Genomic DNA, 22350 nt, shown 5'->3' on the forward strand with positions numbered 1-22350 from the left:
AACGGGTCGTGGCGGCGCAGTGCGCGACGCGCGCCCGGTCGGAGGGACGGACCATGTACAAGCGGATTTTCGTCGGGCTCGACGGCGGCCCGAGCGCGCGTCTCGCGCTGAACGAGGCGATCCGGATCGCGACGGCGTCCGGCGGCGAAGTGACCTGTGCGTACGTCGTCGAGCATCGGCCGCAGCTCGTCGACGTCGACGCCGGCTTCGCGGCCGAGCGCGACGGCGATGTCGCCGCGGCCGATGCCGCGACGCCGGTGCTCGACGATGCGAAGGCGGCGCTCGCGCGGCAGCATGTGCGCGGCACGGTGCGCGCGCTCGACGCGTACGGCGAGGACATCGCGACGGTGCTGATGCGCACGGCGGCCGAAGCCGACGCCGATCTGATCGTGATGGGCACGAGCGGGCGACACGGCCTGCGCAGGCTGTTGCTCGGCAGCGTGGCGGAATCGTTGCTGCGCGCGGCCGACCGGCCCGTGCTGCTGGTGCGGCATGGCGAGGCGGGGGCGTCGGCGGCCGCATGATCGACGACGGGCGGTACGGCGGCCGACGCGGCGCACACATCCGCGGTCGGCCGAGCGCCGCGCGCCGGGCCGGCCGTCGGCGCGAGCGATCCGGCGCGCGGCGCTGCCGATACGCTCGCCGGTGCGCGATTGCGCGTCGACGGTTGCATCCCGGCACGCAGTTCTGGCAGCATCGGCCGGTGTCCGCTCGATCGCCGCGCGCATGGCCGCGGCGATCGACGCAGGGACATCCGGCGGCACCCGAGCGCGTGAATCGAGATCGGGCAGGCCGCCGGATGCCGGTTTCCTACCTTACCGACGTCATCTGCCATGCCGATTTCCGCGCCCGACCTGATTCGCCAGTTCGACCTGCAGCCGCATCCCGAAGGCGGCTATTTCCGTGAAACCTACCGCGCGACCGATTCGGTCGTGCGTCCGGCCGACGGCGCGCCCCGTGCCGCGTCGACCGCGATCTACTACCTGCTGTGCGACGGCGCGTATTCGTCGTGGCACCGCATCCGCTCCGACGAGGTCTGGCATTTCTATGCGGGCGACCCGATCGAAGTGTGGGTACTCGACGCGCGCGACGGGTTGACGATCCACCGGCTCGGCAATCCGCTCACGCATCCCGGCGCCGTGTTCCAGGCGGTCGTGCCGGCCGGAAGCTGGTTCGGCGCGCGCTGCGCGTCGCCGCAGCACGTCGCGCTCGTCGGCTGCACGGTTGCGCCGGGGTTCGAGTTCGCGGAATTCGAGCTGGCCGATGCGGCCGCGCTGGCGGCCGAGTTTCCCGACTACGCGGAACACGTCGCCCAGCTCGCGCAGCGCTCCGACGCGTGACTGTCACGGGCGCGCCACGCCGGGCGCAAAGCCCGTGCCGACGGCCCGCGTTCCGCGCGGTCGAGGCCAAACCCGTTTAGAATGCGCATGATGCACCGGTCGGTCGCGGACGTGCCGCGGCGGCCGTTGCACCGCCGTACCGACGGCCCCGTCGCGCGGCCCGCATGTCTTCCAGGAGCGCCGCCGTGTGGCACTTTCCCATTGCGATTCCATCGTCGCTCGGCCCGTGGGCCGTGTTCGCGAGCGTGTTGATCACGCAGCTCGGCGTGCCGGTGCCGGCCGTGCCGATGCTGATTCTCGGCGGCACGATGGCGGCGATGGGGCAGGCGTCCTGGGTCAGCATGTTCGCGGCGGCGATCGGCGCGACGATGCTGGCCGATTCGCTGTGGTTCTTCATGGGCCGCACGCGCGGCCGGCGTCTGCTGAACGGCCTCGTGCGCTTCTCGCTGTCGCTCGACACGACGCTGCGCTTCGCGCGTAACGTGTTCGAAAGATACGGCGCGCCGCTGCTCGTGCTGTCGAAATTCCTGCCGGGCCTCGGCCTCGTGTCGGCGCCGCTGCTCGGCACGACCGCGATCGGCATCGGCGTGTTCCTGTTCTGGGATCTGGCCGGCGCGTCGCTGTGGGCGGCGTTCTGGCTGATCGGCGGCGCGGCGATTCACGACCAGATCGTCCAGTTCGTGCTGTGGGTGCGCGCGAGCGGCGGCACGATCCTCGACGCGTTCCTCGCGATCTTCACCACGTTCCTGCTGTACCGCTGGGTGCGCCGCGTGCAGTTCCGCCGCTATCTCGCGCAGGTGCGCATTTCGCCGCCGCAGCTCGTCGAGATGATGACGTCGAGCGAACCGCCGCTGATCTTCGACGCGCGGCCCAAGGCGATTCGCGAACGCGAGCCGTACCGGATTGCGGGCGCGGTGCCGGTCGATCTCGATTCGCCCGATCTGCTCGATCCGGAAGTGCTGAAACGGCCGATCGTCGTCTATTGCGTGTGCCCGAACGAGGCGACCGCGAAGCGCCTGATCGCGAAGATGCAGCGCAAGAAGATGATCCACAACATCCGCGCGCTGAAGGGCGGCCTCGATGCGTGGGAAAAGCACGGTTATCCGGTCGAGCCGCTGCCGGCCGATCTGGATTCGTCGCGTTATTTCGTGCGGCCCGAGCAGGGCCGGCTCGACGGCGAATATACGGTGCGGGCGACGTTGTCGAAATAAATGCGCGCGCTGCGCCGCGCGCATTCGAATCCGATCACCGCTTTCACGCACCGCGATTTTCCCCAAAATCACCTGGCGTTAAATCGCCGATCCTCCCTATAATCCCGCCTGCATATTGCGTGCGCGAAATTGCGCACATTCGACGCGCGGTCGTTCGCGCCGAAAGCGATGGATCCCGTTGCCGCTCGCCACGCGCACAGCCGCGTCGCGCGGGCCGCTCGGGTGTATTCCGTGAAGGGCTCGATCCGTTTTTCCGGATTGTTCCGGGAAATTCGGATAATCCGCGGCAATTCCAACCGGATTGACGCGGTATCCGTGTCGTTTCTTATTCGGAAATCGACAGCGGCGATTATTTCGTTTTCGGCTACCACACTCGGCATGAACGGGCGCGCCTTGTCATCGACACAATGACGGCGGCCCGCTCGCGGCTGCCAGGAGACGGATTTGAAACAACCAGAAGACCAGTTGCACCGCGGGCTGGAAGAACGGCACATCAACCTGATGGCGCTCGGCGCGACGATCGGCGTCGGCCTGTTCCTCGGCTCCGCCACCGCGATCCGAACGGCCGGCCCGGCCATCCTGCTGACCTACCTGCTGGGCGGCCTCGCGATCTTCCTGATCATGCGCGCGCTCGGCGAAATGGCGATCACCAACCCGGTCGCCGGCGCCTTCAGCCGCTATGCGCGCGACTACCTCGGCCCGCTCGCCGGGTACCTGACCGGCTGGACCTACTGGTTCGTGTGGATCGTCACCTGCATGGCGGAAATCACGGCGGTCGGCGTCTACATGCACATGTGGTTTCCCGGCGTGCCGAACTGGATCTGGGCGCTCGCGGCCCTGATGGCGATGGGCTCGGTGAACTTCATCGCGGTCAAGCTGTATGGCGAATTCGAATTCTGGTTCGCGCTGATCAAGATCGTCACGATCGTGCTGATGATCATCGGCGGCGGGCTGATGATCGCGTTCGGCATCGGCAACGGCGGCATCGCGACCGGCATCTCGAACCTGTGGTCGCACGGCGGCTTCATGCCGAACGGGATCAACGGCGTGATCGCCGCGCTGCCGATCGTGATGTTCGCGTATCTCGGCGTCGAGATGCTCGGCCTCACGGCCGGCGAGGCGCGCAACCCGGAGAAGTCGCTGACCAAGGCCGTGAACTCGGTGTTCTGGCGCGTGCTGATTTTCTACATCGGCGCGCTGTTCGTGATCATGTCGCTCTATCCGTGGGACCAGATCGGCACGCAGGGCAGCCCGTTCGTGATGACGTTCTCGCGGCTCGGCATTCCCGCCGCCGCCGGCATCATCAACTTCGTCGTGCTGACCGCGGCGCTGTCGTCGTGCAACAGCGGCCTGTTCAGCACCGCGCGGATGCTCTACAACCTCGCGCAGCAAGGCCAGGCGCCGGCCGCGCTCGGTCGCGTGAACCGCAGCGGCGTGCCCGTGTACGGCGTGGCCGTGTCGGTCGCGCTGCTGCTGATCGGCGTGTTGCTCAACTATCTCGCGCCGCAGCACGTGTTCACGTGGCTCACGTCGGTGTCGACGTTCGGCGCGATCTGGACGTGGTGCGTGATCCTGATCGCGCAGATGCGTTTTCGCCGCACGCTGTCGGCCGACAAGATCGCGCGCCTGCCGATTCGCGTGCCGTTCTATCCGCTCGGTTCGTTCGTCGCGCTCGGGTTTCTCGCGCTGGTCGTCGTGCTGATGGCGTTCACGCCCGATACGCGCGTCGCGCTCGTGATCGGGCCGGTGTGGATCGTGCTGCTCGGCATCGCGTACGCGCTGTTCTACGCGAACCGTCCGGCCGCGTCGATGCCGACGAAGTCGTAAGCCGGCGCGGGCAGGGTGCCGCGCGATCGTTGATCGCGATCATGCACGCGCGGGCCGGACGGCCTATGCTGAACGAACGCATTGCTTGTCCGCGCTTCGCGTGGCATCCGCCGATCCCTGCGACCGCGGCGGCTGTCCGGCCGCCGCGCGCCGCTGCCGCGCGAAGCGCCCGTCGTCGTTCAGCGACGACGTGCACGCACGGAGGCCTTCGCCATGCAGCCTGCCCAGCCCATCCCGACGCTCGCGCGGATCGCGCTGGCCGTCGACCCGACGCCCGAATCGCTGACCGCCGCGCGCTACGTGCGTACGCTGCTGAGCCCCGGCATGCGATTGCGCATCATTTGCGCGATCGACAATCCGCGCCTCGTGTTGCCCGACATTCCGCGCATCGATGCGCTGCTGACGTCCGCGCGCGAGGACATGACGCGCGAAGCGCACGCCACCTGCGAGCGGATCGCGGCGCTGTTCGCCGACAACGGCATCGACGTCGAACAGACGGTCGTCGATACGTCGGTCACGGGCGGCTCGGTGGCGGACGCACTGGTGAACGATACGTCGACGTGGCATGCGGACGTGCTGGTGATCGGCGCGAATCCGCATCACGGGCTGTTGCGGCTCGTCGAAGGCGCGATGTCGGACACGCTGACGAAACGCGCGCGCTGCGCGCTGCTGATCGTGCCGGGCACCTATGCGCGGCCGTCGGACGGCGCGCTGCAGCGGCTGATGTTCGCGGTCGACGGCAGCGAGCCGTCGCTGCACGCGGTGCGCGTCGGGCTCGGCTTCGCGGCGCCGACGACGTTGCTGTATGCGGCGTACGTGATCGATCGCGCGGTTCGTCTGACCGATGTCGTGCCCGTGCGCGCGCTCGAGGATGCGTACCGCGCGGAGGGCGAGGATGCGCTCGCGAAGATCGGCCCGCTGTTCCATGCGACCGGCAATCCGACCAAGCGCGGCATCGTCGAAACGCGCCCGACCAGCGACGACGTGGCCCATGCGCTGATGCGCGATGCCGTGCACTGGCGCGCGGAGTTGCTGGTGGTCGGCACGCATGGCCGTCGCGGCATCGCCGCCTGGCTGATCGGCAGCGTCGCGCGGCGCGTCGCGCATCTCGCGCAGGTGCCCGTGTTGCTGGTGCGTGGCGCGGACTGAATCGCGCGTCATCGCGACCGAAGCGGGTTTGGATTGACCTGCATCAGAAACGCGACGCACATCGCGTGAGACAGTGATGGAACATCCGGCGACGCGGCGGGTTGGTCGTGCAGTCGCGACGGCAACCGCGCCGGTATGCGAGTGACGATCACCGTCGCACGCGCCGCCGTCACATCATTTTCGGGAGCCGCGCCACGTGTTCGTCCGGCGCGTCATCCGACCGGGAACTCTCTGGCACGAGGGTAGGCAACCGACGGTTGCCTTGGAGGACGGGCGGGGTGCAAGTCACCCCGTCCGCTTTCCGCCTGGCCCCGTCGAATTCACTTTCCCGCAGGAATGGTTTTGAACGCGGCCGCGTCGAGCGGCGCGTCATCGCGCGGTCGCTTCGGCACGGACCACGGCGAACCTGGAAGCCTGCACGGCAGCGCGCGGGCATGGCAGTCGCCTCGTGCCGTGCGTCGGTGACGCGCTCAGATCAGAGGATACGAAGAATCGGTCGCAGGTCGTGCCGGCGGCCCGCGCCGCGCCGTACCCGCGAATGCGGATGAGCGACACGGAGCGGCGCGCATGCGCTGCACGTGCGGCTGCGCAGACGATTCGCATGCGGCCAGCCCGGGCGCGCCTTGCGACGCGGCTCGGACACGGCCGGCGCGTCGGCTTCGGTTCGCGCGCTGAGCGCCGCGGCGAACCGCTGCAGCGCGAGAACCGACCCCACGACGCTCTGATACTTCTCGCGGCCGATCTGCCCGTCGAGCGTGACGAGCAACCCGGCCTCGCGGGCGAGCGCGAGCAGGGTGTCGAGATCGTCGGACGGACGGTTGCCGGCCGACGCGGCCCGGGCGGGCAGGGCGCGCGCGTTGCCCGACGCGCGCCGCTGGCCGTCCCGGCCCGGCAAGTTGCGATGTGCCATGATTGGTCTCCTGCGCGGAACCCCGCGTGCCGGCTCGATGGCCAGCTGAGCGATGTTCCGGTATGAACGCCTGGTTCATGTGATCAGTATCGTGCGGCGACGGTGCGCTGCCAAGCGGCGCGCGCTGAAGTCGCTGTCAGGAAATTGCGCGACGCGTATCGGAATCCGCTGACACGCGCGGCAGTCGACCGGCCGGGCCGGCAGGTTCGTTCGACGAATGGACGGCACACGCGGGGCGCCGCTTGACGCATGATTTCGGCCGGTCTAAGTTCGCGTCTGCATCGGCGTCGCGCGTGCGTTTCACCTGCCGCCCGTCGTCAGTGCCGCGCCCCGGGGTGGCGTGGCAGGGCTTCCAGTCTCGTTCGCGGGCCACGTGCACCGCGAACCCCGCGCGGGGTCGGTTCGGAAACGGATCGGCGCGGCGGCACGCAACGTGCCGTTGATCGCGCGCAAACACGTGCCGGCGCATCGTACGCCGCGTATCTGTCTAGTCTTTAAGCTTCCGGTACCGCCATCTTTTCGTTCCTCGACCGTCAGGAGTCCGTCGATGCCCAAGGACAATTTGCTCGATTCACTCAAGGAAGCCGCCGAACAGCGTGCGATCGGCGCGGATCAGCTGCGCGCGATGCTCGACGACGAAGTGCGCGCGCTGTCGTCCGGTGCGCGCGTGCACGACTACATCCACGTGTTCGCGATCCGCAACCTGCGCGAGCGGATGCGCCAGAAGGACGAGTTCGACCGCGACACCCGCGCCAACGCGGCGCCCGCGGACGCCGATCCGCGCCCGAGCCATCGGCTGTAACGCGCGGCGGCCGGGTGCCGCACCGACATGCCACATGCCCGTTGGCGCCGGCCATCCTGACGATCCGCCGACAGTCGCCGGCGGCTTTCGTCATACGTTTCACTGAATTGTCACAACGACCTCAAGTAAGCGGCGCGATTGCCGTTTACCCGGTGAATTCGTCCACCGGGCGTTCGCGCTCCCTTACCGAGTCGTTGCCATGTTCTCGTCCATTCGCGCCCGCATTCTCGCCGCGTGCGTCGCCATCGTCGTATTCGCGCTCGTCGCCACGACCCTGATCAACTATTTCATCGCACGCTCGTACAACGACGACGCGATCGACCGCAACCTGACCTCCGTCGCCAGCGGTCACGTGGTCGGGATCGCCGACTGGGTCGCGACCCGCAGCCGGATGATCGCGTCGCTGCAGGATGCCGCGCTGACCCCCGATCCGCTGCCGGTGTTCAAGCAGATGGCCGCGGCCGGCGGCTTCACCAACGTCTACGCCGGCTACGCCGACAAGGCGTTCCACTTCTCCGATCCGACCGGCATCCCGCCCGACTACGACCCGACCGGCCGCCCGTGGTACAAGCAGGCCGCGCAGGCCGGCAAGCCGGTCGTCACGCCGCCGTACGTCGATGCCGGCACCGGCAACCTCGTCGTCACGTTCGCGGTGCCGATCCTGCGCGACGGCGCGCTGAAGGGCGTCGTCGCCGCGGACGTGTCGATGGACAGCGTGATCGCCAACGTCAAGTCGATCCGCCCGACGCCGGCGAGCTTCGGGATGCTGATCGACAGCAGCGGCCACGTGGTCGCGCACCCGGACGCGAAGCTCACGTTGAAGCCGGTCGCCGACGTCTCGCCCGAACTCGGCTCGCTGGGCGTGGCCTCGATCGCGGCGGCGAGCGCGCCGGTCGAGGTCGGCGTCGGCGGCGACGCGAAGCTGGTGCGCGCGAAACCGGTGCCGGGCACCGACTGGTACGCGCTGGTGCTGCTCGACAAGACCGAAGCGACGGCCGGGATGCGTTCGCTGCTGACCGCGTCGCTGATCACGCTGATCGTGATCGTCGGCGTGGCGTCGCTGATCATCGGCGCGATCACCGCAACCGCGTTCCGCCGCCTGTCGCAGGTGCGCCAGGCGATGGCCGCGATCGGCTCGGGCGCCGGCGACCTGACGCAGCGCCTGCCGGCCGACGGCCGCGACGAAGTCGCCGACATCGCGCGCTCGTTCAACAGCTTCGTCGACAAGCTGAACCACGTGATGCGCCAGATCCGCGACGCCAGCGAATCGGTGCGCACGGCCGCGAACGAGATCGCGGCGGGCAACCAGGACCTGTCGTCGCGGACCGAATCGGCGGCGGCAAGCCTCGAGCAAACCGCCGCGTCGATGGAAGAGATCACCGCGACCGTCGGTCAGTCGGCGGCGGCCGCGAGCCAGGCCGACGAACGCGCGGCGGCCGCGTCGCGGATCGCGTCGCACGGCGGCGTGGTCGTGTCGGACGTGGTCGCGACGATGGGGAAGATCGAGGAGGCGTCGGGCCGGATCGGCGACATCATCGGCGTGATCGACGGGATCGCGTTCCAGACCAACATCCTCGCGCTGAACGCGGCCGTCGAAGCGGCCCGCGCGGGCGAACAGGGCCGCGGCTTCGCGGTCGTTGCACAGGAAGTGCGCAGCCTCGCGCAGCGCAGCGCGCAAGCCGCGCGCGAAGTGAAGGTGCTGGTCGAATCGACGGTCGCGAGCGTGTCGGCCGGGTCCGGCCAGGTACGCCAGGCCGGCGACACGATGCGCGAGATCGTGTCCAACGTGTCGAACGTGACGACCATCATCTCCGAGATCACGCACGCGGCGAACGAGCAGACGCGCGGCATCCAGGAAGTGAACCGCGCGGTCACGCAGCTCGACGAAATGGTGCAGCAGAACGCGGCGCTCGTCGAACAGTCGACCGCGGCGGCCACCGCGCTGCAGTCGCAGGCGAACGCGCTGGCGACGACGGTCGGCCAGTTCAAGGTCGCCTGACGCAGCGGCGGCTCGCGGGCTGCGCCGCTCACGAACCGTCCTGGTCGCGCATCAGCGCGAGCCGGTTGTAGAGCGTCTTCAGGCTGATGCCGAGGGCCTTGGCCGCGCGCGGCTTGTTGCCGTCGAAGTGACGCAGCGTCGCCGCGATGAAGTGTTGCTGCGCGTGGTGCAGCGTCGCGCCGAGCGGCAGCGCCATCGCGCCTTCCGACGTGCTGTCGACGGCCGGCACCGGCTGCTTCGGCAGCGCGACCTCGATGCCTTCGTCCGACAGGATGTACGCGCGCTCGATCGTATTGTGCAGCTCGCGCACGTTGCCGGGCCACGAATACGCGCGCAACGCGGCGATCGCTGCGTCGGTCAGCCGCTTGTGCGAGCGATGCCGCGCGTTCAGCGTGTCGACGAATTCCTGCGCGATCGTCTCGACGTCGCCGTCGCGCTGGCGCAGCGGCGGCACGTAGATCGCGAACGCGGCGAGCCGGTAGAACAGGTCCTCGCGCAGCCGGCCGTCGCGCACGGCGTCGGCCGGATTGTGGCGGGTGGCCGACACGAACCGCACGTCGAGCGGAATCGATTCGGTGCCGCCCACCCGCACGATCGTGTTCGACTCGATCGCCCGCAGCAGCTTCACCTGCAGCGCCGCGGGCATCTCGGCGATCTCGTCGAGCAGCAGCGTGCCGCCGCGCGCGGCTTCGAAGAACCCTTCACGCTGCGTGACCGCGCCGGTAAAGCTGCCTTTCTCGTGCCCGAACAATTGCGCCTCGGCCAGCTCAGGCGGAATCGCGCCGCAGTTCATCGGCACGAACGGGCCGTCGCGCCGGGCGCTCAGATCGTGCAGCCGGCGCGCGACGATATCCTTGCCGACCCCGCTTTCGCCGGCAATCATCACGCTCGCGCGGGTCGGCGCGATTTTCTCGATACGGCCGAGCAGCGCGCGCATCGCGGCGGACCGGCCGGACAGCCGGCGGTCGTCTGCGCGCTGCTTCGTCCGGTTGGCGGATTCACCCATAGGCGTTCGCGGGCCGTTTTGAAAAACGGCATCACGCATCCCGTTGATTGCAATATTTATCATCGACAGCGAAACGACCACGAAGGTGCCGCTGAATAGGAATTTCCAATGCGGGCGAGCGGAACGAAAGGAATCGCCCATCGGTTTTCCGCGCATTCGGCGCGCGACGCTCCATCCGGTCACTACCGGCGCTTTTTTACAGGAAGTCGATGAAAAAAGTGGCCGGCTGCACGGTGCGCCCGCGCGCGCCGTGAGATCGGCGACGACCTGATCGGCCACGGCCCCGTGCGGGCGCACGGTCCCGCCTGCCGTTGCCGCGAACCCGACTGCCTGCCCCGGCCAGGCACGCCGTTTGCTGACGCGTTCACGCTCGCCCGGCGCGTTCGACGGCATGCCGGATGGCCGACTGGCGGCATGCCCCGCACGACGGCAGCCGGTGCGATGCAAGGATGCAATGAGGACTCTGACCCGTGAGGTGTTGCGGCAGGGTGCATGGGTCGTGCTGGCCGTCGGGCTGGCGTCCGCGCTGCAGGCGTGGGCGATTCGGGCTGTCGGCCTGCACGCGCCCTTTGCGCCGCTGCCTTTCTACGCAGGCGTGGCGGCTGCCGCATGGCTGACGTCGTTGGCCGGCGGACTCGTCGCGACCGCCGCGAGCGCCGGCGTGATCGGCGCATTGTGGTGGCGCGACGCGCCGCTGGCGACGCTGCTGGCGCAAGCCGGCGCGTTCGTCGCGATCAGTTTCGTCGAATGCGTGCTGGTGACGGCCGTGAAGCCGCTGCTCGCGAACGATCGTCTGCGCGAGATCGATGACGACGACGGCGGCTCGTACCCGCCGCACCTCGAGCCGTCGTCCGTCGCGGCTGCGCCCGACGACGGGCTGCTGCGCCGCGTGGTCGACGCGTCGCCCGATGCCATCGTCGGGACCGATGCCGCGCGCCGGATCACCAGCTGGAATCCGGCCGCGGCAAGCATCTTCGGCATCGATACGGCCCAGGCGAACGGACGGGACATCGTCACGATGATCGCGCCACGCTGGTTGCGCCGGCATCCGGTGCCCGCATCGTTCGCGGACCTGCGCGCGCCCGTCGGGCCGCTCGACGTACTGTGCGTGCGCCCTGACGGCGGCCGTTTTCGCGCTACGTTCGCCGCGTCGCCGATCGTCGACGCGCAGGGCAACTGCACGGGCCTGTCATTGACGCTGCGCGAAGCGGGCGAACGCCGCCGCGACGAACGCCACCACCTCCGTTCGCTGCGCGGCGCCCGCGACGCGCGCGTACAGGCCGACGCGTCGAACCGGCTGAAGGACGAGCTGCTGGCGACGGTGTCGCACGAACTGCGCACGCCGCTGAACGTGATCTACGGCTGGGTCGAGGTACTGCGCAATGCCGACGGGCCGGGTTTCGTGCAGCAGGCGGTCGCCGCGATCGATCGCAGCGCACGGTCGTTGTCGCACATGGTCGCCGACCTGCTCGACGCATCGTCGCTCGCGACCGGCCGGCTGCGCCTCGAGCGCGTGCCGGTCGATCTCGTGCGGATCGTGCGCGACGCGGCGCGTGAACTCGACGCGACCGCGCAGGCGAACGGGCTCGTGCTGTCGACGGAATACGCGATGCCCGCCTGCGTGATTCCGGCGGACGGCGAACGCCTGCGTCAGGTCCTGTCCAACCTGCTGTCGAATGCGATCAAGTTCACGCCGCCGGGTGGCCGCATCAACGTTTCGCTGACGCGCGCGGGCGAACGCGTGCGGCTGTCGGTCTCCGACACCGGACAAGGCATTGCACCGGAACGCCTGCCGCATCTGTTCGAGACGTTCAGCCGGCCGGAAGGCGCGTTCACGTCGCCCAAGCGCGGCCTCGGGCTCGGCCTGTCGATCGTGCGCAATATCGCGCAGCTGCACGGCGGCGAGGTCGTCGCGACGAGCGCGGGCGCCGGGCGCGGAACGACCGTCACGGTGACGCTGCCGGCCGGCTGGGACGCCGACGATCCGGTGGGGCAGACGTCGCGCGCGCGAGGCGCTCCCGATACGGTCGCGCTCGACGGCCAGCGCGTGCTGGTGGTCGACGACGACGCAACGTCGCGGACCAGCCTCGCGGCGGCGCTCAAGACGATGGGCGCACAGGTATCGACCGCGCGTTCGGGGCACGATGCGCTCGCGGCGGTGGAGCGGCAGCAGCCGAGCGTCGTGCTGTCGGATCTCGCGATGCCGGACGGCGACGGCTACTGGCTGCTCGACCAGATCCGGCATTTGCCGAACGGCGGCGGGCATCTGCCGGTCGTGGCGGTGACCGCGCACGCCGGCACGGCCGACCGGCGTCGCGTGATGGCCGCCGGGTTCGATGCGTATCTGTGCAAGCCGGTCGACATGCCGACGCTCGCGAGCGTGATCGTCGACGTCGTACCGGACGACGCCGGCGACGGGAAGCCGCGCGACCGATAGCGGCGAGCACGCGGCCCGGCCGGCCGGCCCCCTGGCCACTCGGCCGCATACGAAAAGGAGACGCGATGGACGCAACGGAAAGCATGCGGCGCGACGGCGGCTGCCGCCGGCCTGCACGCGGCCGACGCAGGACGCCGGTCGTGCCGATCGCGAGCATACTGATGCTGTCGTGTGCATGGATCGCGACACCCCGCCACGCAGCCGCCGAGGAGGGCACGCGTGCGAAGCTCGCGAGCCAGGCGTCGGCCGTCGGGGGCCAGATCCGCGATGCGACGCTCGCGTCCCGCGTCCGGGCCGCGCTCGTCGCCGAACGCGGGCTGGCTTCCGCGGACATCGACGTGCAGGTTCACGATCGCGTGGTCGAACTGACGGGCAACGTGCCCGACGAGCGGCAACGCGCGACCGCGATCCGCGTCGCGCACGACGTCGACGGCGTGAGCGGCGTGCGCGACAAGCTGCAGATCCGCCGGAAGTAACGTGATGCGCGGGCCAGCGCCGGGCCGACCGGGCGTCGCACGCCCGCGGCCCTGCGCGTCACCGGGCAGGAGGTTCGACATGGACACCATCATCGCGGGCCGTTTCTCGCGGCTCGAACAGGCGGAACGCTGCGCGGAACAGTTGCGCGGCCACGCCATGCATCGGGACGACGTGAAGGTCTTCTTTCTCAATCCGCCCGGACAGCACGCGCTGTTCTGGCTCGGCGGCGACGTCTATGCGGACTCCGCCGCGCGGCCGGGCGGCCTCGGCGCGCTGGAAGGCGTGGCCATCGGTGCGGTCGTCGGGCTCGCCGGGGCCGCGCTGCTCTATCTGGTCGGGCTTCATTCGCCGCTCGCGTGGATCGGGGTGCCGCTCGTCGGCGGCTATGTCGGCGCGTTGTGCGGCGCGCTCGGCCGGATGCGCGGCGATGCGCCGGAGGGGCATGGCGCGCTCAAGCAATGCGAGAACGGCGTCGTGCTGGCCGCGCACGTGACGCGGCGCACGATCACGTTCGCCGAGCGCACGATGCTCGCGGCCGGCGCGCTGTCGGTCGAGCGTACCGAGGGCGCGTGGCACAACGGCGCGTGGACCGATTTCTTCACGTCGGCCCATCGTCCCGCGTGACGGCAAGCCGGGCGGCCGGCCCGCTCCGTCGCCCGACACGGAGGCCCGGATGACGACAATCCACCGAATGAAACCCGGCACGCGGCGGCCGATGGCCATCGTGCTGGCGGCCGCCGCCAGTATCCTGACGTCCGCGCTGTCGCACGCGCAGGCGCCGCCCGCGTCATCCGCGCAGGTCGCGCCCGGCGTCATCCGCCCCGGCCCGACCGCCGACGAGGCCGGCCTGACCCAACGACCGATCGGTATCGATGCCGAATTCGTCGACAAGGCGGGCATGATCGGCAAGGTGGAACGGCAGGCCGGCCAGCTCGCGCTCGACCGCTCGTCGAACGCGGACGTGAAGGCGTTCGCCCGCAGGATGGTCGACGATCACGCGCGTATCGCGGACGAATTGCGGCATATCGGTGCGCAAAAGGGCGTGCCGGTGCAGACGCGCATGCTCGTCGATCCAGAGGTAACGGCATTGCGGGCGAAGGACGGGCGCGCGTTCGATGCCGCGTACGTGGCGCTGGCCGGGCCCCGCGCGCACGAAGCGGCGGTCCGGCTTTACGAAACCGAAGCGAAAGAGGGCCGCGACCCGCAGCTTCGCGCATTCGCGGCCCGCACGCTGCCGACGCTGAACGCGCACCTGAGTGCCGCGCGGCAACTCGCGAAGACGGTGGCCGCCGCGCAGTGATCGGCTTTCCGGCGGCCAGGCGTCAGTGCTGCCGCGTGCCGTCCTCGGGGCCGCCCGGCGACGCCTCGTACGGCGGCGAATCGAGCGCCGTTTCGCCTTCCTCGATCAGCCAGTACGGCGAGCGGCCGTAGTACGCATGCAGTGCTTCGGCCCATTCCGGGTCCGCCATCGCGGGCCACCGGCTCTTGTCGAAACCGGGCGCCTCGCGCACACGTTCGGTGTTGACCGGCAGCACGAAACACTCGCGCTCGGCATCGAGGACGAGCGCGTTCCACGGCACCGCGAGCAGCTTGTCGCCGAACCCGAGCAGGCCGCCCGACGACACGACCGCATACGCGATCCGCCCGGCGCGCACGTCGAGCATGATGTGGGTGAGCTTGCCGACGTCGTCGCCGTCCATCGTCAGCACGCGATCGCCTTCGAACGTGCGGGCGGCCATCACGTCGGGCCCCGGCCCGCCGGCGGCCGTACGCGGACGGGTGCCGACGATGCGCGCGGGGTCGCGCGACGGTTTGTCCGTTGTCATCGAAAACCTCCTGGTCGTAGCGGCAACCCGGTGCGCATGCGAATTCGCCGCGCGGGCAATGCGCCGGGAGAACGGGCCGCGAGGTGATGAGGGACGCCGATCAACGGCGGCGCGGCAGCGATACGTCCTCGAGCGTATTGACCAGCTCGTCGCGCGCCGGACCGCCGGCCCGCGTCGCGATGTCGCCGAGCGACACCATGCCGACCAGCTTCAGGCTGCGGTCGAGCACCGGCAACCGGTGCAACTGCACGTCGGCCATCCGCTGCTGGACGTCGCCGACGCCATCGTCCTCGACGCACCACTGCACGGGTCGGGACGCGACCGCCTGCACCGGCGTATCGGGCGAATGACCGTGCGACAGCGCCCGCACCGCGAGGTCGCGGTCGGTCACGATCGCGACGAGTTCGGTGCCGTCGCACACGGGCAGCACGCCGATATCGAAGCGCTGCATCAATTCGGCCGCATGGCGGATCGTGTCGGTCGGCGCGACGCACACTACGTCGCGCGACATGATCTCGTTGACGCGATACATGAACGCCTCCTTCGTGATCGGAACGATACGGGAGCAGGCCGCGTGCCGCGCGCGCGGCGCGCACGCCGGGCCTGGGCGGCCGGGCGACGGAGAAATTTGCCACCGCGCTTGTACATCTTCCACGGCGGCGCCGCGGTCGGTCGGTGCGGGACGTCAGTGACCGATACCCGTCACCGTGACGATTGCCAGCACCACCGCGCTTTCGATCGCGGCGAGCGCCGCGACGCCGGCCGCGCCGCTGATTTCATGCCATCTGCGTTCAAGGACTTTCATCGGATCGCTCCTGATTTCGCCGGCGCGCCGCTGCTGCCATGCACCGCGCGCCGGGTGCCGCCGTCAGCCGTGATCGCGGGGCGGGGAAGGGACGTGCGGCGCGCGACGTTCGTGCTCGCCGGACGGCTTGGCGGGGTCGATACGCGTCGCACCGCCGACGGCGGGCGGATCGCTGGCCGGGAACGTCTCCTCGAGCCCTTCGTCGATGCGCTCCTCCGTCTTGTCTTCGGACGGCGGGCGCGACGTGGCGAGCCGGAGCAGTCCGGCAGCCGGTGACACGGCGTCGCGGCGGCCGGGGGCGTGAACGGTCATGGTCAACCTCCTTGTCGATGAGAAGGCGCAAGCGCCGTACCCGCGGTGTCCGCGGCACGGCGCTTGCAAGCCGGCGAGGGCCGGGCATGCGGATACGACGCGCACGCGTCCGGTATAGACGAGAGGACATCGTGATGAATGCAGCCAGGGAAAGGATACGTTACGACGCGAACGTCTGCGGCGGCGACTTCGGCCACGTGCGCGAACGCTTCGCGACGTGGAAACGCGAATCGCTGGTCTATCGGCCGGAGCGCCGCATGTTCGACGGCAAGGACGAGGTACGCGCACTGAACGACACCGTCTACGACGGCCCGGAGCGCGCGCAGCAGGCGCTCATCGCGCGATGCGAGCCGTCCGATCCGTTCGCGCTCGCCGTGCAACTGAGCGCCGAGGGGCGCACGATGTGGCTCGTCATGGCGGCTTACGACGAATGACCGATGAACCAAACGCCCGATGGCCGCGGCGCGAGAGCAGGCACGGTGCTTGCGGGCGCTCGCCTCGCCATCGAGATGCGCGCGCCGTCGCGCGGGAGTGACATGAACACGCCATCCATGCTGCATCGCCCCGAACCGACGACACCCGACGTCGATCCGGATCCGCCACCGCCCGGACACGACGACCCGGTCGATCCGCCCGTGCCCGACGGGCTGCCGCAGGGCGATCCGCCGTCGAACCCGCCGCCGATGCGGATGCCGGGCGGAGGCCATGCGCCGCGAGCGGCCGCGCGAACCTTGAAAAGGAGGACCGACATGGACATTCACGTGCAATCGCCAGACAAGCGCGCGATCGCTCAGGTACTGGGCCGCTATTTCGAATCGCGTTCGCTGCACTATCACATCGAGGAACTGCCGGGCGGCGTGCTGCAGATCGGCTTTCGCGCCAGCGGCCGCCCGGTCGCCGTCACCGTTTCGTTCGACGATGCCGCGTATGACACCTACACGCACTGGGACGCGAGCCAGAAGCAACTCGCGCTCGGCCGGCTCGCCGACGGCTTCTCGCGGATGATGTCGACGCGCAGTCCGGCCGCGCTCGCCGGCGACTATCACGTCGAGCGTTTCTGATTCCGCAATCATTCGCCGGCTCGTGCCGGATTTCGGCAAAGTGCCCGTGCACAACGGGCGCTTTGCGTCTGCGCGCGTGTCGCGTAGGATGTCCGTTAATTCAGCGCACGCTACGTTCGCGCGGCAGGCCGCCGGCTGTTGCGGCCGATGAAGCGCGACGCGCTTTCCTTCAGGTTCGTTTCGCGCAACCGACGGAGACCGCCTTGACCCCTGTTGCTCGCCTGTTGCTGTCCCCCGGCGCACGCCGGTTCGTATCCGGCCTGTCGGCCTTCGCCGCGCTCGCCGCCGCCGGCGCCCGCGACGCGTCGGCCCAGACGCCTTCGCCGCTCGGCGAATGGCAGTACACGGCGGGCGTACCGCTCCAGAAACTCTTCGATCCGAATATCCCCACCTGGCAAGTGAGCGTCGGCGCCGCGATGACGCTGCAGCCGCGCTATGCGGGCTCCGACCGCTATCGCGTGATGGGCGGCCCGAACTTCGACATCCGCTATCGCGACCTGTTCTTCCTGTCGACCGGCGAGGGGCTCGGCGCGAACGTGTTGCGCGGGCCGAACTGGCGCGTGAGCCTGTCGGTCGGCTATGACCTCGGACGCCGTTCGGCCGATGATCTCGGCCACCTGAACGGTCTCGACAACATCAACGCGGCGCCCGTGATGAAGCTCGCGGCCGACTACGTGGTGTCGAAGGATTTCCCGCTCGTGCTGCGCGCGGACGTCCGGCGCAGCATCGGCGGGTCGAACGGCTGGACCGGCGATTTCTCCGCGTACATGCCGATGCCGGGCAGCAACGAACACTTCTTCTGGTTCGCGGGGCCGACCGTGACGTTCGCCGATTCCCGCTACATGAACAGCTGGTTCGGCGTGAACCCGGGCGCGGCCGCGCGCTCTGGGTTGCCCACCTATTCGTCGGGGGCGGGGATCAAGTCGGCCGGCCTCGGCGTGACGATGGTGTGGTTCGTGAACAAGCACTGGTTCGTGACGATGGACGGCGCGATCGAGCAGCTCGTCGGCCGCGCGGCGCGCAGCCCGATCACGCAGCAGTCGACCAACGGCGTGTTCGACATGTCGGTGAATTACCAGTTCTGACCGGGGCGGGCAGCGAAAGGGCGATGCCGCGTGCGGCATCGTCCGTCACATTTGATATGATTGCGACCTGTACAAATGTACAGTGATCGATCCCCGTGACGCCTGCCTCGCCCACGCCCCCGGCGTTTTACTACCTGACCAATTTCGAACGCGCGCTGACCTGGCTCGGCGAGCGTTACGACGACCTGTTCGATGCGCACGAGCACGCGTTCGTCCGGCAGTTCGCGGCGCTGCCGCAGGCGTCGCGCGCGCTGCTCGTGCGGATGCTGATGCGCAACGGGTCCGATTTCCGCGCGAGCAAGCTCGTGTACGACGAGATCGGCTGCCCGCTCGACGCCGCTGCGCCGCTCGTCGCGCTCGGCTGGGTCGATCCGGCGCCGGCGCTCACGCTCGACGAACTGTTCGCGCTGTCGACCAAGGCCGATCTGCTGCGCATCTTTCCGTCGCTCGCCGCGCATGCGGGCGAGCGCAAGTCCGACTGGCTCGACCGGCTGCGGCCCGCGCACGACGTCGCGCAACCGCTCGACGCGTGGTGCGCGCAGTGCGACGACCGCGTGCTGCGTGTGACGGTCGGCGCGCTGTGCGACCGGCTGCGGCTGATGTTCTTCGGCAATCTGCATCAGGACTGGAGTGAATTCGTGCTCGCCGATCTCGGCGTGTTCCAGTACGAAAGCGTGCCGATCGCGCCGTCGTCGCGCGCGTTCCAGCAGCGCGGCGACGTCGACGCGTATCTCGCGCTGCAGATGTGCCGCGACGCGCTCGACGCGTGGCCCGACGATCTGCCGTTCGACGACCTGATCCGCGCGCTGGACGCAGTCGACTGCGCGCAACCGTGGCTCGCGACGCGCCGCGCGAAGCTGCTGTTCGCGCTCGGCCAGGCGTGCGAACGCCGTGCCGACTGGGACGCCGCGCTCGACGTGTACACGCGCAGCGCGTGGCCCGGCAGCCGGCACCGGCGCATCCGCGTGCTCGAACGCTGCGGGCGCGACGACGACGCGCTCGCGCTGGCGCTCGACGCGCGCGGCGGCTTCGAGAGTGACGAGGAGCGGCAGCGCGTCGAGCGCATGCTGCCGCGCCTGCAGCGTCGCGCCGGCCAGCGCGTCGAACGCGCGGCCGCTGCGGTCGACGTGCCGCGCGAGACGCTCGTGCTCGCGCGTCCCGACGCGTTCGTCAGCGTCGAGTTCGCGGTGCGCGACCACCTCGCGCAGCCGGCGTCGCCGGTCCACTACGTCGAAAACACGCTGATCAATTCGCTGTTCGGGCTGCTGTGCTGGGAGCCCGTGTTCGCGGCCGTGCCCGGCGCGTTCTTTCACCCGTTCCAGCGCGGCCCGGCCGACCTGCATGCGCCCGATTTCGCCGTGCGCCGCGCGGCGGCCTTCGATGCCTGCTTCGCGCAGCTCGATTCGGGCGCGTACCGCGACACGATCCGCCGGCATTTCGCGACGAAGGCCGGGCTGCAATCGCCGTTCGTGTTCTGGGGCGTGCTGACGGACGCACTGCTCGACGAAGCGCTCGCCTGCCTGCCGCCCGAACACCTGCGGCTGTGGTTCACGCGCCTGCTCGCGGATATCCGCAGCAACCGGTCCGGCTTGCCCGATCTCGTCCGCTTCTGGCCCGCCGAACGCCGCTACGAGCTGATCGAGGTGAAGGGCCCGGGCGACCGGCTGCAGGACAACCAGACGCGCTGGCTCGCGTACTGCATCGCCCACCGCATGCCGGTGCGCGTCGTCGACGTCGAGTGGGCCGGCGAGGGCGTTGCGCACGCCGAGGCGGCGGGGTTGTCCGTATGAGCTACGTCGTCGCGGTGCGGGCGATGTGCGAGTTCACCGCGCGGCGCGGCGATCTCGACCTGCGCTTCACGCCCGCGCCGACCGCGCTCGAAGGCATTGCCGGGCACGGCGCGGTCACGTCGAAGCGCGGCGCGCGCTACGAAACCGAAATCGCGCTGACCGGCACGTGGGGCACGCTCACCGTGCGCGGCCGCGCGGACGGCTACGATCCGGTGGCGAACCGGCTCGAGGAAATCAAGACCTATCGCGGCAGCCTCGACGCGATGCCGGCCAACCATCGCGCGCTGCACTGGGCGCAGGCGAAGGTCTATGCGCACCTGATGTGCGCCGCGCGCGATCTCGCGGAAATCGACGTCGCGCTCGTGTATTTCGACATCGTGTCCGAGCGCGAGACCGTGCTGACGGAAACGCTGGATGCTGGCACGCTCGCGACGTTCTTCGCCGAGCAGTGCGCGTGCTTCGTCGGCTGGGCCGAACGCGAGACGGCCCATCGCGCCGCGCGCGACGCGGCGCTGCGTGCGCTCGCGTTTCCGCACGGACAGTTCCGCAGCGGCCAGCGCGAACTGGCGGTGGCCGTCTATCGCGCGGCACGCGACGAGCAGTGCCTGATGGCGCAAGCGCCGACCGGCATCGGCAAGACGCTCGGCACCGTGTTCCCGCTGCTGAAGGCATGCGGCGAGGGCGAGCTCGACCACGTGTTTTTCCTGACCGCGAAAACACCCGGCCGCGCGCTCGCGCTCGAAGCGGCAACGACGCTCGGCGCCAGCACGTCCGCGCTGCCGCTGCGCGTGCTGGAACTCGTCGCGCGCGACAAGGCGTGCGAGCATCCGGACAACGCGTGTCACGGCGAATCGTGCCCCCTCGCGAAAGGCTTCTACGACCGGCTGCCGGCCGCGCGCGATGCGGCGATCGAGGCCGGACTGCTCGATCGCGATACGGTGCGCACCGCGGCGCTCGCGCACGACGTCTGTCCGTACTACCTGGCACAGGAACTCGCGCGCTGGTCGGACATGGTGATCGGCGACTACAACTACTACTACGACGGCAGCGCGATGCTGCACACGCTCGCGCAGCAGAACCAGTGGCGCGTCGGCGTGCTCGTCGACGAAGCGCACAACCTGCTCGATCGCGCCCGCAAGATGTACAGCGCGTCGCTCGATCCGTTCGCGTTCGCGGCCGCGCGGGAAGCCGCGCCCGCCGCGTTGCGCAAGGCGTTCGACCGGCTCGCCCGCGCGTGGGGCACGCTCAATCGTGCGCAGGCCGAGCGCTATGCGGCCTATCCCGACGTGCCGGGCCCGATCGTGTCGGCCGTGCAGAACCTCGTCGCGGCGATCGGCGAACACCTGACCGACGCGCCGCGCGCGAACGGCGACGCGCTGCTGCGCTTTCACTTCGAAGCAATCCAGTTCGGCGTGCTGGCCGAAGCGTTCGACAGCGCGTCGATCTTCGACGCGACGCTGCACGGCGAACCGATGCCGCGCCAGCCCGTGCTCGACGGCGTCGCGGCGGCCGGCCGCCGGCGCCGCGTCCAGTCGACGCTGTGCGTGCGCAACGTGATCCCGGCCGGTTTCCTGGCGCCGCGCTACGCCGCCGCGCGCGCGACCGTGCTGTTCTCCGGCACGCTGAGCCCGTTCCATTTCTACCGCGACACGCTGGGGCTGCCCGGCGATACGGGCTGGCTCGACGTCGATGGGCCGTTCCGCGCCGAGCAACTGACGGTGCGCGTGGCGAGCCACGTGTCGACCCGCTGGCGCGACCGCGATCGCTCGCTCGAACCGATCGCCGACCTGATCGCCGCGCAATATGCGACGCGCCCCGGCAACTATCTCGGCTTCCTGAGCAGCTTCGACTATCTCGGGCGCGTGGTCGCGCTGATGCAGACGCGCCATCCGGACGTCCCCGTGTGGGCGCAGGCGCCCGGCATGGCCGAAAGCGAGCGCGATGCGTTTCTCGCGCGCTTCGACGCGGGCGGACGCGGCGTCGGTTTCGCGGTGCTGGGCGGGGCGTTCTCGGAAGGCGTCGACCTGGTCGGCGAGCGGCTGATCGGCGCGTTCATCGCGACGCTCGGGCTGCCGCAGGTCAACGACGTCAACGAGCAGATGCGGCGCGCGATGGACGCGCGCTTCGGCAACGGCTACGACTACATGTACCTGTATCCGGGGCTGCAGAAGGTCGTGCAGGCGGCCGGACGCGTGATCCGCACCGAGCACGACGAGGGCGTCGTGCATCTGATCGACGACCGTTACCGGCGACGCGAAGTGCGCAATCTGCTGCCGCGGTGGTGGCGGATCGGGTGACGGCGTTGCCGGTCGT

At 69.7% G+C, this 22350-nt stretch carries 22 protein-coding genes; 17 read left to right on the top strand and 5 right to left on the bottom strand.

Features of this window, described 5'->3' with window-relative positions:
- Positions 1-53 precede the first annotated feature (53 nt).
- From KU887_RS18990 to KU887_RS19015, 6 genes are all read left to right on the top strand, one after another.
- On the top strand, positions 54-524 hold the full coding sequence (locus KU887_RS18990; RefSeq protein WP_205672041.1) for a universal stress protein: 471 nt from the start codon (positions 54-56) through the stop codon (positions 522-524).
- A gap of 309 nt (positions 525-833) precedes the next feature.
- Entirely contained in the window at positions 834-1340 is a 507-nt protein-coding gene (locus KU887_RS18995) for a cupin domain-containing protein (RefSeq protein WP_080322745.1), read from the top strand.
- Between the two features lie 185 nt (positions 1341-1525).
- Entirely contained in the window at positions 1526-2551 is a 1026-nt protein-coding gene (locus KU887_RS19000) for a DedA family protein/thiosulfate sulfurtransferase GlpE (RefSeq protein ID WP_258257187.1), read from the top strand.
- Between the two features lie 168 nt (positions 2552-2719).
- The gene (locus KU887_RS19005; RefSeq protein ID WP_258257188.1) at positions 2720-2962 is read left to right on the top strand and encodes a hypothetical protein; all 243 of its coding nucleotides are present in this window, start codon (positions 2720-2722) and stop codon (positions 2960-2962) included.
- A 33-nt stretch (positions 2963-2995) separates the two neighbouring features.
- Positions 2996-4378: an amino acid permease gene (locus tag KU887_RS19010; RefSeq protein ID WP_048985478.1), complete on the top strand. Its 1383-nt coding sequence runs from the start codon at positions 2996-2998 to the stop codon at positions 4376-4378.
- A 213-nt stretch (positions 4379-4591) separates the two neighbouring features.
- Positions 4592-5527, top strand: a complete 936-nt coding sequence (locus KU887_RS19015) for a universal stress protein (RefSeq protein WP_006485822.1) — start codon at positions 4592-4594, stop codon at positions 5525-5527.
- A gap of 475 nt (positions 5528-6002) precedes the next feature.
- Here the strand turns inward: KU887_RS19015 and KU887_RS19020 are convergent, their stop codons facing one another.
- Positions 6003-6437 (bottom strand): hypothetical protein, encoded by a 435-nt coding sequence (locus KU887_RS19020; protein WP_205670769.1) that lies wholly within the window; start codon positions 6435-6437, stop codon positions 6003-6005.
- 547 nt (positions 6438-6984) lie between these two features.
- On the opposite strand from KU887_RS19020, the gene KU887_RS19025 reads away from it, so the two are divergent.
- The gene (locus KU887_RS19025) at positions 6985-7239 is read left to right on the top strand and encodes a DUF3562 domain-containing protein (protein WP_077021082.1); all 255 of its coding nucleotides are present in this window, start codon (positions 6985-6987) and stop codon (positions 7237-7239) included.
- Positions 7240-7438: 199 nt separating this feature from the next.
- Entirely contained in the window at positions 7439-9238 is a 1800-nt protein-coding gene (locus tag KU887_RS19030) for a methyl-accepting chemotaxis protein (protein ID WP_006494876.1), read from the top strand.
- Between the two features lie 28 nt (positions 9239-9266).
- Here the strand turns inward: KU887_RS19030 and KU887_RS19035 are convergent, their stop codons facing one another.
- Positions 9267-10307 (bottom strand): sigma-54-dependent Fis family transcriptional regulator, encoded by a 1041-nt coding sequence (locus tag KU887_RS19035; protein ID WP_258258461.1) that lies wholly within the window; start codon positions 10305-10307, stop codon positions 9267-9269.
- Positions 10308-10698: 391 nt separating this feature from the next.
- Between KU887_RS19035 and KU887_RS19040 the strand changes: the two genes are divergently transcribed.
- The 4 genes from KU887_RS19040 to KU887_RS19055 all read left to right on the top strand — a co-directional run bounded on the left by KU887_RS19040 (position 10699) and on the right by KU887_RS19055 (position 14458).
- A complete protein-coding gene (locus KU887_RS19040) occupies positions 10699-12681 on the top strand; it encodes an ATP-binding protein (RefSeq protein ID WP_258257190.1) in 1983 nt (660 codons plus the stop codon).
- A 65-nt stretch (positions 12682-12746) separates the two neighbouring features.
- Positions 12747-13157, top strand: coding sequence for a BON domain-containing protein (locus KU887_RS19045; protein ID WP_006491223.1), 411 nt, complete (start codon positions 12747-12749; stop codon positions 13155-13157).
- 79 nt (positions 13158-13236) lie between these two features.
- The gene (locus KU887_RS19050; protein ID WP_006491228.1) at positions 13237-13782 is read left to right on the top strand and encodes a hypothetical protein; all 546 of its coding nucleotides are present in this window, start codon (positions 13237-13239) and stop codon (positions 13780-13782) included.
- 49 nt (positions 13783-13831) lie between these two features.
- Positions 13832-14458, top strand: coding sequence for a DUF4142 domain-containing protein (locus tag KU887_RS19055; protein WP_125331895.1), 627 nt, complete (start codon positions 13832-13834; stop codon positions 14456-14458).
- A 22-nt stretch (positions 14459-14480) separates the two neighbouring features.
- Here the strand turns inward: KU887_RS19055 and KU887_RS19060 are convergent, their stop codons facing one another.
- The 3 genes from KU887_RS19060 to KU887_RS19070 all read right to left on the bottom strand — a co-directional run bounded on the left by KU887_RS19060 (position 14481) and on the right by KU887_RS19070 (position 16101).
- A complete protein-coding gene (locus KU887_RS19060) occupies positions 14481-14984 on the bottom strand; it encodes a PRC-barrel domain-containing protein (RefSeq protein WP_258257192.1) in 504 nt (167 codons plus the stop codon).
- Positions 14985-15084: 100 nt separating this feature from the next.
- Positions 15085-15516, bottom strand: a complete 432-nt coding sequence (locus KU887_RS19065; RefSeq protein ID WP_258257193.1) for a CBS domain-containing protein — start codon at positions 15514-15516, stop codon at positions 15085-15087.
- A gap of 336 nt (positions 15517-15852) precedes the next feature.
- Entirely contained in the window at positions 15853-16101 is a 249-nt protein-coding gene (locus tag KU887_RS19070) for a hypothetical protein (protein WP_006491222.1), read from the bottom strand.
- 134 nt (positions 16102-16235) lie between these two features.
- Here KU887_RS19070 and KU887_RS19075 point away from each other — a divergent pair, with 134 nt between their 5' ends.
- From KU887_RS19075 to KU887_RS19095, 5 genes are all read left to right on the top strand, one after another.
- On the top strand, positions 16236-16535 hold the full coding sequence (locus KU887_RS19075) for a hypothetical protein (protein ID WP_012493330.1): 300 nt from the start codon (positions 16236-16238) through the stop codon (positions 16533-16535).
- Between the two features lie 315 nt (positions 16536-16850).
- Entirely contained in the window at positions 16851-17162 is a 312-nt protein-coding gene (locus KU887_RS19080) for a hypothetical protein (RefSeq protein WP_006479035.1), read from the top strand.
- 203 nt (positions 17163-17365) lie between these two features.
- On the top strand, positions 17366-18247 hold the full coding sequence (locus KU887_RS19085; protein ID WP_006491220.1) for a MipA/OmpV family protein: 882 nt from the start codon (positions 17366-17368) through the stop codon (positions 18245-18247).
- Positions 18248-18342: 95 nt separating this feature from the next.
- A complete protein-coding gene (locus KU887_RS19090) occupies positions 18343-20037 on the top strand; it encodes a VRR-NUC domain-containing protein (RefSeq protein ID WP_205672038.1) in 1695 nt (564 codons plus the stop codon).
- Positions 20034-22334: an ATP-dependent DNA helicase gene (locus KU887_RS19095; protein ID WP_006485218.1), complete on the top strand. Its 2301-nt coding sequence runs from the start codon at positions 20034-20036 to the stop codon at positions 22332-22334. The genes KU887_RS19090 and KU887_RS19095 overlap by 4 nt, the downstream gene beginning before the upstream one ends.
- The last annotated feature ends 16 nt before the right edge of the window (positions 22335-22350 follow it).

Source organism: Burkholderia sp. EMB26, assembly GCF_024730645.1.
Classification (GTDB): domain Bacteria; phylum Pseudomonadota; class Gammaproteobacteria; order Burkholderiales; family Burkholderiaceae; genus Burkholderia; species Burkholderia cenocepacia.